Origin of the sequence: Streptococcus suis S735, assembly GCF_000294495.1 — a bacterium.
Taxonomy (GTDB): Bacteria; Bacillota; Bacilli; order Lactobacillales; family Streptococcaceae; genus Streptococcus; species Streptococcus suis.
Window position 1 is genome coordinate 507,919 of sequence record NC_018526.1, and the last position, 14,887, is coordinate 522,805.

Sequence of the window (14,887 nt, forward strand, 5' to 3'; positions counted from 1 at the left end):
TGGAGAAAGGTCTGTCGCAGTGGTCTCGTATTTGTGGCACCTTGTAGCTATGGTAACATCAATATTCTTACGGAAATGAGGTGTTTTTAGTTGAGTAATAGGTTAAAATGGGATGATAAAAAAAGTTATAAGCGAAGCTAATAGCCCTTGCAGAAAATGGATAAAATAAAAAACGATAGAAAATGCTTGCAATTCTGCTACAATTTGATAGAATAGTAAGGTAAAGTTAGACTGTATTGCCTACTGTCTATCTATAAAATATATTTTATTGGAGGCTTTTACCAAAATGGCAAAAGAAAAATACGATCGTAGTAAACCACACGTTAACATTGGTACAATTGGACACGTTGACCACGGTAAAACTACTTTGACAGCAGCTATCACAACTGTATTGGCACGTCGCTTGCCTTCATCAGTTAACCAACCTAAAGACTATGCGTCTATCGATGCTGCTCCAGAAGAGCGCGAGCGCGGTATCACTATCAACACTGCACACGTTGAGTACGAAACTGAAAAACGTCACTATGCTCACATCGACGCTCCAGGACACGCGGACTACGTTAAAAACATGATCACTGGTGCTGCTCAGATGGACGGTGCGATCCTTGTAGTAGCTTCAACTGACGGTCCAATGCCACAAACTCGTGAGCACATCCTTCTTTCACGTCAGGTTGGTGTTAAACACCTTATCGTCTTCATGAACAAAGTTGACTTGGTTGACGATGAAGAATTGCTTGAGTTGGTTGAAATGGAAATCCGTGACCTTCTTTCAGAATACGATTTCCCAGGTGATGATCTTCCAGTTATCCAAGGTTCAGCTCTTAAAGCTCTTGAAGGTGACTCTAAGTACGAAGACATCGTTATGGAATTGATGAACACTGTTGATGAGTACATTCCAGAACCAGAACGCGACACTGACAAACCATTGTTGCTTCCAGTCGAGGACGTATTCTCAATCACTGGTCGTGGTACTGTAGCTTCAGGACGTATCGACCGTGGTACTGTTCGTGTCAACGACGAAATCGAAATCGTTGGTCTTCAAGAAGAAAAATCTAAAGCAGTTGTTACTGGTGTTGAAATGTTCCGTAAACAACTTGACGAAGGTCTTGCCGGCGATAACGTTGGTGTGCTTCTTCGTGGTGTACAACGTGATGAAATCGAACGTGGTCAAGTTATCTCTAAACCAGGTTCTATCAACCCACACACTAAATTCAAAGGTGAAGTTTACATCCTTACTAAAGAAGAAGGTGGACGTCACACTCCATTCTTCGACAACTACCGTCCACAGTTCTACTTCCGTACAACTGACGTAACTGGTTCAATCAAATTGCCAGAAGGTACTGAAATGGTAATGCCTGGTGATAACGTTACTATCGACGTTGAATTGATCCACCCAATCGCCGTTGAACAAGGTACTACTTTCTCTATCCGTGAAGGTGGACGTACTGTTGGTTCAGGTATGGTTACAGAAATCGAAGCTTAATTCGATTGAGTTCCCAGAAATAACAATTATAGTCAGACAACTTAATTGTAACTCTCTACTTTCGGGTAGAGAGTTTTTCTGTAAGTATTCATAAAATGCACAGAAATTCTTTAATCTTAGCTAAGTTTATGCTATAATGTACCTTGTAAAATAAATATAGAAGAGGTAAGTGAAATGTCACGTAAACCAATCATTGCCGGTAACTGGAAAATGAACAAAAATCCTCAAGAAGCACAAGCTTTCGTTGAGGCAATTGCAGGAAAATTGCCTGCAGGCGACAAAATTGAAGCAGCTATCGCAGCTCCAGCTGTAGATTTGAACGCTCTCTTATGGTTCGCTAAAGATTCTGAATTGAAAGTTGCTGCTCAAAACTGCTACTTTGAAGATGCTGGTGCCTTCACTGGTGAAACATCTCCAAAAGTATTGGCTGAAATGGGTGTTAACTATGTTGTTATCGGTCACTCAGAGCGTCGTGATTACTTCCACGAAACTGATGAAGATATTAATAAAAAAGCTCATGCAATCTTCCGTAACGGTTTGACTCCAATCATCTGTTGTGGTGAGTCACTTGAAACTTACGAAGCTGGTAAAGCAGTAGAATTTGTAGGTGCTCAAGTTTCTGCAGCTTTGAAAGACTTGACTGCTGATCAAGTAGCATCACTTGTTATTGCTTATGAGCCAATCTGGGCAATCGGTACTGGTAAATCAGCTACTAAAGATGATGCACAAAACATGTGTAAAGCTGTTCGTGACGTTGTTGCTGCTGATTTCGGTCAAGAAGTTGCAGACAAAGTTCGCGTTCAATACGGTGGTTCTGTAAACCCATCAAACGTTGCTGAATACATGGCATGTCCAGACGTTGACGGTGCGCTTGTTGGTGGTGCATCACTTGAAGCAGAAAGCTTCTTGGCTTTGTTGAACTTCTAATAACAAAAAGCATCGGATTTTGAATTCGATGCTTTTTTGATATTTTAAGAGGCTACTTCAGTACCCATTCTCTAAAAGCGTGGGCTACACCGCTCTCATCATTTGATTTCGTAATGTATTTGGCGATTTTCTTCAATTCAGGATTTCCGTTTTCCATGACAACAGGATTACCAACAACTTCCAACATTGGACGGTCATTTTCTTGGTCACCGATGGCCATGGTTTGATCCATAGTTAGTCCAAGCTTCTCAGCTAGATGAATGATAGCTTGTCCCTTGTTAACAGTTTTAGGGGTGATTTCCAAATAAAATGGTGCTGATTTTGCTACGTTGTACTTCTCAGTCAAGCTGGTCGGTAGAAGTGGAATAGCAGCATCAAGAATTTCTGGCTCATCAACCATCATTGTTTTGATGATTTCCTTGTCAGCCATTTCTTCAGGAGTGCGATAGAAAATGGGTGCACTTACTAGTGTGGATTCGTAAATGGTGTATTTACCGATGTTACGGTTGGCAGTATAGATACCTTCCTTGGTGCTGGCATGCATTGGGAGCTTGAGTTTACGGGCAGCAGATTCGATGTCGAGATAATCCTCATAAGTCAAGGTATCTTTGACAATATCCTCACCAGTTGCTGCATCTTGGACTAAGCCACCGTTAAAAGTGATGACGTAGTCACCTGCTTCTGTAAGATTGAGTTCTTCTAAAATTGCTTGAACACCGGAAATGGGGCGACCAGTAGCAATAACAATTTTAACGCCTGCTTTTTTTGCTTCTTGGATTGTTGAGTGTACTTCAGCTGTAATTTGGTGTTGACTATTTAGTAGTGTACCATCAATATCGATGGCGACAAGTTTAATGCTCATTTGATTCTCCAATTATAAAATGATCGTTATGTATGTGGCTGTTAAAATCAGCTATTTGAGGTGCGAAAATTCCTGTTTCTTCTAACATTTCTTTTGGGAAATAGAAGCGGCTATCGCCATGGATTGTGCCTGATAAGGAATGGACAATTGGTGATAGAGAGGATAGTTCTACCAAGGTTTCATCTTTGCGATAAATCTCAATTTGAGTCCGTTTCTTTTCTGCATTCGGTCGGTAAATGTCATACGGCAAATCAAAGTTGTGGTGAATAGCAGTATAGTATTCTGGGTCAAACCCGACGTCTGCGACCAGGCTACGCAGGCGGTCCAAAGCTTCCTCTTCTTCGGCCTTGAAAGTGATGGATTTGAGCACTTTCCTATTGATATAGCGCTGGGCTAAGTCAGATAATATACGATCTGGTCCATCTATCCATGATTGAAAGTAAGTATTCATAACTCCATCATCCAGACTGAGGTAGTCGGTTAGACGGATACGATGCTCAAAAAAAGGTAATAGCCGAGGTGAAGTTCGTGCAAAAAACTCCTGTTCACCAGTATATAGTAGTTTGGCACGATTGAGTAAATTCTGCAATAGGACTTCCATAGAGCGGCTTGCTGGATGAAAATAGACTTGCATGTACATCTGGTAGCGGCTGAGAACGTAGTCTTCTACTGCATGCATACCAGATTCTTTGAAGGCAATTCCATTTTCTGTCGGGCGAATGACACGTAATATCCTAGTTAGGTCAAATTCACCATAGTTCGCACCTGTGAAGTAGGAATCTCGTAATAGATAATCCATCCGGTCAACATCAATCTGGCTCGAAATGAGTTGAACGACCTGTTTATTTGGATAGGTGTGTTTGATAACACTAGCAACCTTGTCTGGAAACTCAGGTGAAACTTGTTTCAACAGAGCATTGATTTCCGTTTCTGGACTAGTAATAATAGCACAGGTCATTTCCTCATGGTCTGTATCAAATAGACGCTCGAAGGTATGAGAATAGGCTCCGTGTCCGACATCATGGAGTAGCGCAGCAACCATGGTCAGTAGGGACTCATTTGTATCCCAGATTTGTGGATACTTGTCTTCAAATTTTTGAGTAATCCGTCTGGCGATTTCGTAGGCGCCAAGGCAGTGCGAAAAGCGGCTATGCTCGCCACCATGGAAGGTATAGGAAGTAGTCCCTAGTTGCTTGATGCGGCGTAGTCGCTGAAATTCTTTTGTATTGATAAGTTTATAAATCAGCTCATGATCAACATGTACATAGTTATGAACTGGATCGCGAAATACTTTTTCTATCATAGTTTCATTATAACAAAAAAGGGAGATAAATTCCTGATTTTTCTAAAACACAAGGATATTGCTATGTACCCAATGGAATCTTTTGGTATAATGGAGAAATGAATAATCAAATTATCTTATTAACTATTCAGGTCTTTATTGTAGCCCTGATTCTTTGGATGCTTTACACAATTCTATCCTATGCTAAAAAGCACGATATTTCTCTAAAAGAGAAATTTTGGACAGGATTTGGGATCGGTTATGTTACTGATTTGCTAGACACCTTGGGGATTGGAACCTTTGCAACGACAACCACTATGTTTAAACTGACAAAGTTGGTGGAAGACGATCGTAAAATTCCTGCGACCATGACAACGGCGCACATCATACCAGTCTTAGTAGAGGCGCTATTGTTTATTACGATAGTTGAGGTTGATATGGTCACTCTGATTGCTATGGCAGCAGCGGCATTTACGGGTGCCTTTGTTGGTGCCAAGGTAACTCAAAAATGGGATACAAAGAAAGTTCAACGAATTCTTGGGATTTTACTAATTATTGCAGCCTGTTTCATGGTCTATCGCATGATTACTAACCCTGGCGCAGATCTTACCAATGAAGTAAAGGGCTTAACTGGTTGGAAACTGGCTGTTGGTATTGCCTTTGATTTTATGGTGGGAATGCTGATGAGTATGGGACTGGGTAACTATGCTCCTGAGTTAATTTTCTTCTCATTGATGGGAATTAGTCCAGCGGTTGCTCTTCCAGTTATGATGTTGAATGCTGCTATGATTATGACAGCTGGTGCCAAGCAGTTTATCCAATCAGGACGAGTAAACTGGCCAGGAGTTCCAGGAATCGTTGTCGGTGGGGTGCTAGGTGTTTTGACAGCCGCTTTCTTCCTATCAAATTTGGATATTAATAATTTGAAAATTTTAGTTGTCTTCATTGCAGCGTATACAGGTTTTACTCTGCTTCGTTCATCCTTTGTTACTAGGATTAAAAAATAGTAGGAGGAACTATGGATATTCATTTACGAAATGAAATTGATCTGGACGGGCAGATTGAGGTAGTGGATCAGCAATTTCAAGTGGAAGTTAAGGAAAAAGATGGGAATCTCTATCTCATTTATAGTAACGATGAAGCTGAAAAAGTTGTCATAAAATGTGACGAAGAAGAGTTAGTGATGACACGCTTTTCCACTCCGAAGTCTATTATGCGATTCATTTCTGGTAAAGAAGCTATTGTGACCATTCCTACACCGTTAGGAATCCAGCATTTTGTGACCGATACAAAACGTTACCAATTAAACCGTTCGGATCAAAGTGTCCAGTTGCAATATGAATTAAAGGGATTGGAGAACCAGCAGCTTTTTGCTTCCTATGATTTGGAAATCTCGTGGAAATAATGGTAAATTCTCAAAGTAAGTTCTAGTTCCCGTCCTTCCAGAAGTTACTCTGAGAAAACTGCATAACATCAACAGAATTTAGTCTCAGACTAAGTTCTGTTTTTGACTAAAAATGTTGATAATAGTGAGTTTTAGGGTTGAAAATGTTGAAAAAAGAGTACACTAAAGTTACTGGCTCTGAGACGTCTCAAAGTAAGTTCTAGCTATCTGGAATTTTGGATGGAACAAGTTCCTTTCTATTTTGAAATTATTTTTTGATAAAAACTAGCGATTACTTATCCAATAATCGAGGTGATTGAATGACGTTCTCAGGGTCAATTTTAGAGATTCCCAAAAGTGTTGCCAATTCCTCACCGTAGGTAAATGTAAAGAGTTCATAGGCTGATTTTCCGTTGAAAGAAGCTCGTTTGACGCTGTTGATATGCGAACAAACCAGGTTGATGTCCTCCTGTGTCAAGTTGTCAAAAGAACTTCTTTTAGGAAGAATATCTCTGATAAGTGTGTGATTCTTCTCAATTCTCCCCTTCTGGTCAGAACGATTGGGGTCACAGAAGAATAGCTTAGATTCTCCGCGAACATCCATTTCGATATCGTCCACTCTAGCGAATTCACCGCCATTATCGGTCAGAATGACAGGAAATATTTCGCAAAAGTCCATCTCTTTCTGATGCAGGTCATTCTTGATAGCGTAGAGATGTTTAGCGACCTCATTAGCTGTTTTATTATCAAGTAATTGAGCGAAGATAAAGTTACAGAAGGAGAGGTTAAAGGTGAGAAGTACCTTTCCGCCGATCCGTCCAGTAACGGTGTCCATTTCCAGCCAATAGCTGATTCCTTTCTCTGTGAGAAAGCGTTGGAAGTCCTCGTAAGACCGTCCTTCTTTGGCGATTTTAGGAATGGGTTGTAGGTTTCTGATTCTCCGCTTTCTGAATTTCACGACACGGGGGAAATCAATGGGCTTTGTGGACAGATAGCCTTTTTCAAGGTATCGGTAGATAGAAGCTCTGGATGCCGACATTTCGTTTGAGGCGATGATGTGGTTGAGGTGTTGTCCCTTTTGGATGGCAGCAGAAACAATCTCATCCATGCGATAGAATTCTTCCTTGTTTAGTGCAACACCTGTTCTCGAATCTGAGAGCTTAACTTCATAATCAAGCTGAGCTCTTTTTGCGTAGTAGAACTGTTTCTGGTATCCGCAGTTGCTTCTCTTTTTCGGACAGGCATTACAAACGTAAGGAGTCTTTTTGAGTAGAGGGCAGGCCTCACAATTGGAGGTACTAGAGTTCTCTTTTATCACCCTATTTCTCCGAACTTCTTTTGAAATTGTGGACGGATCTTTTCCTAACTTAGCTGCTATAGCTGAGAAGGGCTTAAGTTGTTCAATTCCTATTTGAATATCATTGCGATCAGAGAGAGTTAAGTGTTTGTTTTTCATTGTCAGTTACCAACTTGTCCCATAGTAAGTTCTACCTTATTTCTTTGTCTCAGTCTAATTTCCAGTTTTTAAGACAGACTAGAACTTACTTTGGGAATTTACTAAACAAATGAAAGTTCAGGTTTTATGGTAAAATTCTTGTTTTTCTTCAAAAATATGATATGATAGTTAACAATATACCAGACGGAGGTTGTGTTAATAGTGTTGAATGTAAATGAATTGGTCAAAACAGAATTGCATTGTCATTTGGATGGCTCATTGTCCCTCGGAGTCATTCGACAATTGGCACAGATGGCTAAAATCACTATTCCTGCAGAAGATGAAGCATTAAGAAAATTAGTTAGTGTTCATGGAAAAGTTGATAGTTTAATGGCTTATTTAAAGTTATTTGATTTTGTTCGCCCACTCTTACAAACTGCAACAGCTTTAGAATTGGCAGCCTATGATCTTGTACGACAAGTTGCAAGTGATAAGGTCATTTACATTGAGGTTCGTTTTGCACCAGAACTGTCGACGGATCAAGACTTGACTATTTTAGAAGCGGTCTCAGCAGTTTTAGTTGGACTAAACAGGGGGCAGGAAGATTTTGGAGTGGTTGCTAAACTTCTGGTTTGTGGTTTAAAGCAAACGAATACGAATCAAACGAAGGAACTCTTTTTGGCTATTGCTGATTTGGCACCAAAAGGACTTGTGGGATTTGATTTCGCAGGAAATGAAGCAGACTATCCTACGGAAGAACTTCGGGATATTATTCAATTTACTCAGTCTTTAGGTTATCCCATGACTTTCCATGCCGGAGAATGTGGATGTGTGACCAATGTGATTCAAGCTCTTGAACTTGGGATTAGAAGGATTGGTCATGGCACAGCACTTACTCGCAATCCTGAAGCTATCCAAGCTTTTGTCAATAGCGGAGCAACACTTGAAATGTGCCTAACATCGAATCTTCAAACTGGTGCAGCTGATTCGATTGAATATTTTCCATATCGTGAGCTAGTTGAGGCAGGAGCAAACATCACAATCAACACAGATAATCGTACCGTTTCTAATACTACACTTAATAGAGAATATCAGTTATTTGTAGAATATTTTGGGACTAGCAAAGCTGATTTTTACCGCTTCAATCAAAATGCTATTCAGGCAAGTTTTGCCAGCGAAGAAGAAAAGAAAGTTTTGTTGGAACTCCTAGACCAACAGTATTAAGAAAAAAGCTCTATACCGGTCGATTAGACCAGTAAAGAGCTTTTTACTGTAGATTTAATTTCTTTGTCATAATGAAGTGGGTTCCAAAGTAGTAAGCAAAAGCTAGGATAATATTGACTAATGCTAAGACTGGACTTGGATAGAGAGAAAATGGTGTAGAATAAGCTGTTCCTAGGTTACTTAGGACAAAGAAAGTGCTAAATACTCCAGTAACGATGAGAATGCCGATATAAGTCAAGATTGCAAAGAGGAAGCGATGATCCTTGAATAATTGACCGACAGATATAGAGAAGTAGATCAAAAGGATACCAGTGGTAATTTCAATTAAATAATAGACAATCTGACTGAATAGAATTGTCCAGTCGATAGCTTGAACAAAAGTTTGTATTTCTGGCATAATAGCTTCTTCGCTTGCTGCTAGAATGACTGCAAGGATGATTCCAATTGAAAGTAAGCAAGTAATACCTGCCAAGATATACCAAACAATAGAGGCAAGTAGTTTGCTTAAGATAATCTGATGGCTAGATACCGGCAGGGTCATAGTGAGATAACCTTGTCGGCCATAAACATTTTTTCTAAAACGGTTGATTACTAGAACAAATGTTGACAAGAAGAGTGCGGCAATTAAAATACCAAAAGTCATAAAGGATGTTCCCAATAAGACCATCTCTCCACCGCCAGGTTCAGTATTTCCAGCCTGTGTACGGAGGGCCAACGCTTGTAGCCAAAAACCAAGTACTGCTGATAGGACCACAGCTGCAATATAAATTCCCAAATACCATTTACCTACGGATTGAAATTCGTATTTCAATAATTTTTTAAACATAGCAATCTCCTTCTAACTAAGCCTTAAAATCTTGGCGGAAGAGTTCGTCAATAGATTCTCCGCTTTCAATTCGCAAGTCATCTACATTCCCATGGCGAATAACGCTTCCGTAGTGTAGGAAAATAACCTCGTCCAAAATTTGCTCAACATCTGAAATTAAGTGAGTAGAGATAATAACAGAGGCAGTCGGAGAATAGTTGTTGACGATGGTTTTTAAAATGTAGTCTCGGGCGGCAGGGTCAACACCACCAATTGGCTCATCTAAAACATACAGCTGTGCTTGACGGCTCATCACCAGAATGAGCTGGACTTTTTCCTTATTCCCCTTGGAGAGATGTTTCATACGACTGTTTAAATCAATACCCAAATCTTGTAAAAGATGGAGAGCACGCTCCTTATCAAAATCAGCGTAAAAATCTTCAAAAAATGTAACTGCTTCGAGCACTTTCATATGTTCATCAAGATAAGTGGTATCTGGGAGATAAGATACAATCGCCTTGGTTTCTGGCGATGGTGTGCGACCATTGATCAATACTTGACCATATTCTGGCTGCAACAGGCCGTTGATCAATTTAATCATGGTTGTTTTACCCGAACCATTTGGTCCCAAAAGTCCTATGATTTTTCCGGCAGCTAACTTCAAATTAACATTATTTAGGGCGACAGCTCCACCATAAGATTTTGAAACTTGCTGTAGCTCAACCAAAGTATATGCGTTACTCATAAGTAACTCCTTTCAAATAATCATCTAACTGGCTAGTGAGTTCATCGTGTCTAAAGCCCAATTCTAACATATTGTTCACGAAGTTCTCCAGTTCCTTTTGGGCTAAATGTAGGCGAGTTTGTGTAATCAATTCTTGATTATCTGTTACAAAACGACCTGTTGTGCGAACCGAGTAAACAAATCCTTCTGTTTCTAAATCAGACAAAGCGCGCTGAACGGTATTTGGATTGACGCCAGCAATTTCAGCTAAGTCACGAACAGTGGGAAGTTTATCTCCAGATTTTAATTGATTAGTCACAATCTGCAATTTAATAGTATTGCTGATTTGAATATAGATGGGGATGTTATTATCAAATTTCCAAGCCATAATCATTTCCTTTCTAGGATGACACCGTGTTTATGTCTTATCTTAATAATACAATAAACTATATAAATTAGCAAGAAAAATGTTTTGAATTTTTAAAAAATATTTTTGGATAAATATTTGATATAATAGAAGAAACATGAAAAGGAGAATACCATGCTGGCACAATTAGATACAAAGACAGTTTATACCTTTATGGATAGCATGGTGACGATAGAGAGTTATGTAGGCAGGGCTAAAGAGCTTGGTTACCACGCATTGGGGATAATGGATAAAAACAGTCTTTATGCAGCCTATAGTTTTATGGAATCCTGTAACAAAATGGGGCTTCAACCAATTATTGGTTGTGAACTGGACTGGAAATTACAGGGAGAGGAGCAGGACATCACTACTCAATTGATTGCTCTGACAACCAGAGGTTATCGCAATCTATTGAAAATTTCGACTGCTAAGATGACAGGGCAAGATGATTTTGAAACTATTCGTCAATATTTAGTCGACATAGCAGTGGTTGTTCCTTATTTTTCTGGCATTGAGCACCTTGAGTTGGGTGTAAACTATTATATCGGAGTGACAGTTGACACACCGGTTCAAGATTTTAAGCAAGCACCCCTTCCAATCCATACTGTTCGTTTTTTTGAAGAGGAACAATTGGAAAGTCTACAGGTTCTCCATGCTATTCGAGATAATATTCCGCTTAATCAGGTTTCAGATGTAGATAGTCGGCAAAAGCTTTTATCGGCTGATAGCTTAACCAATCTATTTTCTAATCGGTTTCCGCAAGCAGTTGATAATTTACGTGACTTGGTTGCAGGGATTTCTTATCAATTAAATACAGATTTAAAATTGCCGCGTTTTAATCGTGACAGACCTGCAGTGGAAGAATTATACGAGCGCTCCTATCAAGGATTAGAAGAGAAGGGCTTGACTAATTCACTGTATAAGGAACGCTTGGAAAAGGAATTATCCATTATTCATCAAATGGAATTTGATGATTATTTCTTGATTGTATGGGACCTACTTCGTTTTGGACGTAGCCAAGGGTACTACATGGGAATGGGGCGCGGTTCAGCTGTTGGAAGCCTAGTTGCCTACGCCTTAAATATCACAGGTATTGATCCTGTTAAGCATAATCTTCTCTTTGAACGCTTTCTCAATGCTGAACGTTATTCAATGCCCGATATTGATATTGATATTCCAGATATTCATCGAGCAGATTTTATTCGTTATGTACGAGATCGTTATGGTTCAACCCATGCTGCTCAAATTGTAACCTACTCGACATTTGGAGCTAAGCAGGCTATTCGTGATGTATTTAAGCGTTTCGGAACACCTGAATATGAGTTAAGTAATATTACCAAGAAAATTTCATTTAGAGATAGTCTTACTTCTGCCTATCAGCGAAATGCCGCTTTTCGCCAGATTATCAATAGTAAGATAGAGTACCAAAAAGCTTTTGCGATTGCTCAACAAATTGAAGGGCAACCCCGACAGACTTCTATCCATGCAGCAGGGATAGTGATGAGTGATGAGGAGTTGACAGATACCATCCCTCTTAAAATAGGGGATGACATGCTGGTAACCCAATATGATGCACATGCTGTTGAGGCGAATGGTCTGTTGAAAATGGATTTCCTTGGCTTACGAAATCTGACCTTTGTGCAAAAAATGGCAGAAGGAGTACGTGAACGTTATCAGCAGGAAATTGATATTGCCAAGATAGATTTAGAAGACAAGAAAACCTTGGAACTTTTTGCTGCTGGTCGGACTAAGGGAATTTTTCAATTTGAACAGCCTGGTGCGATTAGCCTGCTTCGAAGGGTCAAACCTGGTCGATTTGAAGATATAGTTGCAACAACGAGTTTGAATAGACCGGGGGCTAGTGATTATTCGGATAACTTTGTAAAACGCAAACATGGACAAGAGACAGTTGATTTGTTGGATCCAACCATTGCTCCTATTTTACAACCGACTTATGGTATCATGCTTTATCAGGAACAGGTCATGCAGATTGCACAGGTCTATGCAGGCTTTACGCTTGGCAAGGCGGATTTACTCCGCAGGGCGATGTCTAAAAAGAATGCGCAGGAAATGCAGGCAATGGAAGCGGAATTTTTACAGGGAGCACTGAAAAACGGACATGCTGAAGAGAATGCAAGGGAAATATTTGGCATGATGGCTAAGTTCGCTGGTTATGGTTTTAACCGTAGCCACGCCTATGCTTATTCAGCCTTAGCCTTTCAAATGGCCTATTTCAAGAGTCACTATACGGATGTCTTTTTTGATGTCATGCTCAATCATTCTAGCAGTGCTTATATTGAAGATGCGATGCAGTTTGACTTTGAGGTAGCTCGACTCACGATTAACAATATTCCTTATCACGATAAGTTTGATAAAAGTAAGGTTTACCTAGGATTAAAAACACTGAAAGGTTTGCCTAAAGATTTAGCTTTATGGATATTGGATCATCGTCCCTATAAGTCTGTAGAAGATTTTATTTTGCGCTTGCCAGATAATTTCAAGAAAAAGGATTTACTAATCCCTCTTATTCAGATTGGTTTATTTGATGATTTTGACGCCAATCGAAAAAAGATTATTGAAAATCTAGACAATCTCTTTGTCTTTGCAGAGGCAATTGGTACATTTTTTGCAGAGGAGAGTTATAGTTGGACAGATGTAGAAGATTACAGCGACAGTGAAAAATTTATGCTAGAGCAAGAATTGCTAGGTGTTGGTATTAGTCCGCATCCTTTAGTCAATATTTGTCGAGAGTCTAAGCGTAGTTTTACAGATTTGGCTGATTTAGCGGTTGGCAATCGAGCGACCGTTCTTGTGCAGATTCAAGCTATTCGATTGATTCGTACCAAAAAGACTGGGGAGCAGATGGCATTTCTTCGAGTGACAGATACCAAGAGGACGCTTGACGTGACTCTTTTCCCCGAATCTTATCGCCAATACGCTTCTATTTTGGAAGAAGGGGGAATGGGGTACATCACAGGTAGAGTGCAAGAGCGGGATGGACAGTTGCAATTAGTTCTAGAAAAATTAGAGCCTGTCAGTTTAGAGAAATTTTGGATTCTTTTGGAAAATCGAGAACACGATTATGCTGTTGCTCGTATTTTGGATAAATATAGAGGAAGCATTCCAGTAGTACTTCATTATCAAGATAGTAATCAGACAATTCAGGCTGAGCACCACATGGTTATGAAAACGCCTCAATTAGAAGAAGAGTTAAGTGAATTTGTTATGAAAACGATTTTTCGATAAAAAAATAGCAAAAAGTCAAGCAAGTTTAGGCTAAGTATGTTATAATAGGGCAGTTAAAATGAAAAGTTAAAGGAGCATTAACGAATGAAACGTATTGCTGTTTTGACCAGTGGTGGTGATGCCCCTGGTATGAACGCTGCTATTCGTGCAGTTGTTCGCCAAGCAATTTCAGAAGGAATGGAAGTTTATGGAATCAACGAAGGTTACGCAGGTATGGTTGCGGGTGATATCCATGAATTGTCTGCACGTTCTGTAGGTGATATTATTTCACGTGGAGGAACATTCCTTTGTTCAGCTCGTTATCCAGAATTTGCCAAATTAGAAGGGCAACTTAAAGGGATTGAGCAATTGAAAAAACATGGTATCGAAGGTGTAGTTGTTATCGGTGGTGATGGTTCTTACCACGGTGCAATGCGCTTGACGGAGCATGGTTTCCCAGCTATTGGTGTACCTGGTACAATTGATAACGACATCGTGGGTACAGATTTTACAATCGGTTTTGATACAGCTGTAACAACTGCTATGGATGCGATTGATAAAATCCGCGATACTTCATCAAGTCACCGTCGTACTTTCGTTGTTGAAGTAATGGGACGTCATGCGGGAGACATCGCTCTTTGGGCTGGTATTGCTTCTGGTGCAGATGTTATCGTTGTTCCAGAAGAAGACTTCAATATCAACGATGTTGTTGATCGCATTAAAGCGGGCTACGATAAAGGTAAGAAACATAGCATCATTGTCTTGGCCGAAGGTGTTATGCCAGCGGCACAGTTTGCTGAAGAATTGAAAGCAGCAGGCGATACAAGTGATCTTCGTGTGACAGAACTTGGTCATATCCAACGTGGTGGTTCTCCAACAGCGCGTGATCGTGTACTCGCTTCTCGTATGGGTGCTCATGCCGTTAAATTGCTTAAAGAAGGCCGTGGAGGTCTTGCGGTAGGTATCCGTAACGAGCAAATGGTTGAAAATCCAATTCTTGGAACTGCAGAAGAAGGTGCCTTGTTTAGCTTGACTACTGATGGCAAGATTGTAGTTAATAATCCGCATAAAGCAGATTTGGAGTTGGCTGATTTGAACCGTAACTTGTCAATCTAGGTATCATTGTTTAA

General features: G+C 40.0%; 13 protein-coding genes. 7 read left to right on the forward strand and 6 right to left on the reverse strand.

The window, feature by feature from the left end; genetic code table 11:
* The first annotated feature begins 286 nt into the window (after positions 1-286).
* Together tuf and tpiA are read left to right on the forward strand one after the other, a co-directional pair.
* Complete coding sequence (tuf, locus tag YYK_RS02575; protein WP_012775011.1) at positions 287-1,483, forward strand: elongation factor Tu; 1,197 nt, start codon at positions 287-289, stop codon at positions 1,481-1,483.
* Positions 1,484-1,657: 174 nt separating this feature from the next.
* Positions 1,658-2,410: a triose-phosphate isomerase gene (gene tpiA / locus YYK_RS02580; protein ID WP_011922080.1), complete on the forward strand. Its 753-nt coding sequence runs from the start codon at positions 1,658-1,660 to the stop codon at positions 2,408-2,410.
* A gap of 52 nt (positions 2,411-2,462) precedes the next feature.
* On the opposite strand, the gene yidA is transcribed toward tpiA, so the two are convergent.
* Together yidA and YYK_RS02590 are read right to left on the reverse strand one after the other, a co-directional pair.
* Positions 2,463-3,272 (reverse strand): sugar-phosphatase, encoded by an 810-nt coding sequence (gene yidA, locus YYK_RS02585; RefSeq protein WP_014917220.1) that lies wholly within the window; start codon positions 3,270-3,272, stop codon positions 2,463-2,465.
* Positions 3,262-4,575 (reverse strand): HD domain-containing protein, encoded by a 1,314-nt coding sequence (locus tag YYK_RS02590; RefSeq protein ID WP_011922082.1) that lies wholly within the window; start codon positions 4,573-4,575, stop codon positions 3,262-3,264. Before YYK_RS02590 ends, yidA begins: the two co-directional genes overlap by 11 nt.
* A gap of 98 nt (positions 4,576-4,673) precedes the next feature.
* On the opposite strand from YYK_RS02590, the gene YYK_RS02595 reads away from it, so the two are divergent.
* Positions 4,674-5,561, forward strand: coding sequence for a sulfite exporter TauE/SafE family protein (locus YYK_RS02595; RefSeq protein WP_002936180.1), 888 nt, complete (start codon positions 4,674-4,676; stop codon positions 5,559-5,561).
* An 11-nt stretch (positions 5,562-5,572) separates the two neighbouring features.
* The gene (locus YYK_RS02600; RefSeq protein ID WP_011922083.1) at positions 5,573-5,959 is read left to right on the forward strand and encodes a YwiB family protein; all 387 of its coding nucleotides are present in this window, start codon (positions 5,573-5,575) and stop codon (positions 5,957-5,959) included.
* Between the two features lie 271 nt (positions 5,960-6,230).
* Here YYK_RS02600 and YYK_RS02605 read toward each other — a convergent pair whose 3' ends face one another.
* Entirely contained in the window at positions 6,231-7,394 is a 1,164-nt protein-coding gene (locus YYK_RS02605; protein WP_011922710.1) for an IS30 family transposase, read from the reverse strand.
* A 201-nt stretch (positions 7,395-7,595) separates the two neighbouring features.
* Here YYK_RS02605 and add point away from each other — a divergent pair, with 201 nt between their 5' ends.
* Positions 7,596-8,597: an adenosine deaminase gene (gene add / locus YYK_RS02610; protein ID WP_014636572.1), complete on the forward strand. Its 1,002-nt coding sequence runs from the start codon at positions 7,596-7,598 to the stop codon at positions 8,595-8,597.
* 43 nt (positions 8,598-8,640) lie between these two features.
* Here add and YYK_RS02615 read toward each other — a convergent pair whose 3' ends face one another.
* The 3 genes from YYK_RS02615 to YYK_RS02625 are packed head-to-tail and all read right to left on the reverse strand — an operon-like array spanning position 8,641 to position 10,514.
* A complete protein-coding gene (locus YYK_RS02615) occupies positions 8,641-9,423 on the reverse strand; it encodes a hypothetical protein (RefSeq protein ID WP_011922087.1) in 783 nt (260 codons plus the stop codon).
* 16 nt (positions 9,424-9,439) lie between these two features.
* Positions 9,440-10,147 (reverse strand): ABC transporter ATP-binding protein, encoded by a 708-nt coding sequence (locus YYK_RS02620; protein WP_011922088.1) that lies wholly within the window; start codon positions 10,145-10,147, stop codon positions 9,440-9,442.
* Entirely contained in the window at positions 10,140-10,514 is a 375-nt protein-coding gene (locus YYK_RS02625; RefSeq protein ID WP_012775014.1) for a GntR family transcriptional regulator, read from the reverse strand. The genes YYK_RS02620 and YYK_RS02625 overlap by 8 nt, the downstream gene beginning before the upstream one ends.
* A 153-nt stretch (positions 10,515-10,667) precedes the next feature.
* Between YYK_RS02625 and YYK_RS02630 the strand changes: the two genes are divergently transcribed.
* Positions 10,668-13,778 (forward strand): DNA polymerase III subunit alpha, encoded by a 3,111-nt coding sequence (locus YYK_RS02630; RefSeq protein WP_012775015.1) that lies wholly within the window; start codon positions 10,668-10,670, stop codon positions 13,776-13,778.
* Between the two features lie 84 nt (positions 13,779-13,862).
* Positions 13,863-14,873: a 6-phosphofructokinase gene (gene pfkA, locus YYK_RS02635; RefSeq protein WP_011922091.1), complete on the forward strand. Its 1,011-nt coding sequence runs from the start codon at positions 13,863-13,865 to the stop codon at positions 14,871-14,873.
* Positions 14,874-14,887: the final 14 nt, after the last annotated feature.

Excerpts from the sequence above, each read along its gene's own strand:
- tuf (WP_012775011.1), top strand. The coding sequence starts at position 287 with ATGGCAAAAGAAAAATACGATCGTAGTAAACCACACGTTAACATTGGT.
- tpiA (WP_011922080.1), top strand. The coding sequence starts at position 1,658 with ATGTCACGTAAACCAATCATTGCCGGTAACTGGAAAATGAACAAAAAT.
- yidA (WP_014917220.1), bottom strand. The coding sequence starts at position 3,272 with ATGAGCATTAAACTTGTCGCCATCGATATTGATGGTACACTACTAAAT.
- YYK_RS02590 (WP_011922082.1), bottom strand. The coding sequence starts at position 4,575 with ATGATAGAAAAAGTATTTCGCGATCCAGTTCATAACTATGTACATGTT.
- YYK_RS02595 (WP_002936180.1), top strand. The coding sequence starts at position 4,674 with ATGAATAATCAAATTATCTTATTAACTATTCAGGTCTTTATTGTAGCC.
- YYK_RS02600 (WP_011922083.1), top strand. The coding sequence starts at position 5,573 with ATGGATATTCATTTACGAAATGAAATTGATCTGGACGGGCAGATTGAG.
- YYK_RS02605 (WP_011922710.1), bottom strand. The coding sequence starts at position 7,394 with ATGAAAAACAAACACTTAACTCTCTCTGATCGCAATGATATTCAAATA.
- YYK_RS02615 (WP_011922087.1), bottom strand. The coding sequence starts at position 9,423 with ATGTTTAAAAAATTATTGAAATACGAATTTCAATCCGTAGGTAAATGG.
- YYK_RS02620 (WP_011922088.1), bottom strand. The coding sequence starts at position 10,147 with ATGAGTAACGCATATACTTTGGTTGAGCTACAGCAAGTTTCAAAATCT.
- YYK_RS02625 (WP_012775014.1), bottom strand. The coding sequence starts at position 10,514 with ATGGCTTGGAAATTTGATAATAACATCCCCATCTATATTCAAATCAGC.
- YYK_RS02630 (WP_012775015.1), top strand. The coding sequence starts at position 10,668 with ATGCTGGCACAATTAGATACAAAGACAGTTTATACCTTTATGGATAGC.
- pfkA (WP_011922091.1), top strand. The coding sequence starts at position 13,863 with ATGAAACGTATTGCTGTTTTGACCAGTGGTGGTGATGCCCCTGGTATG.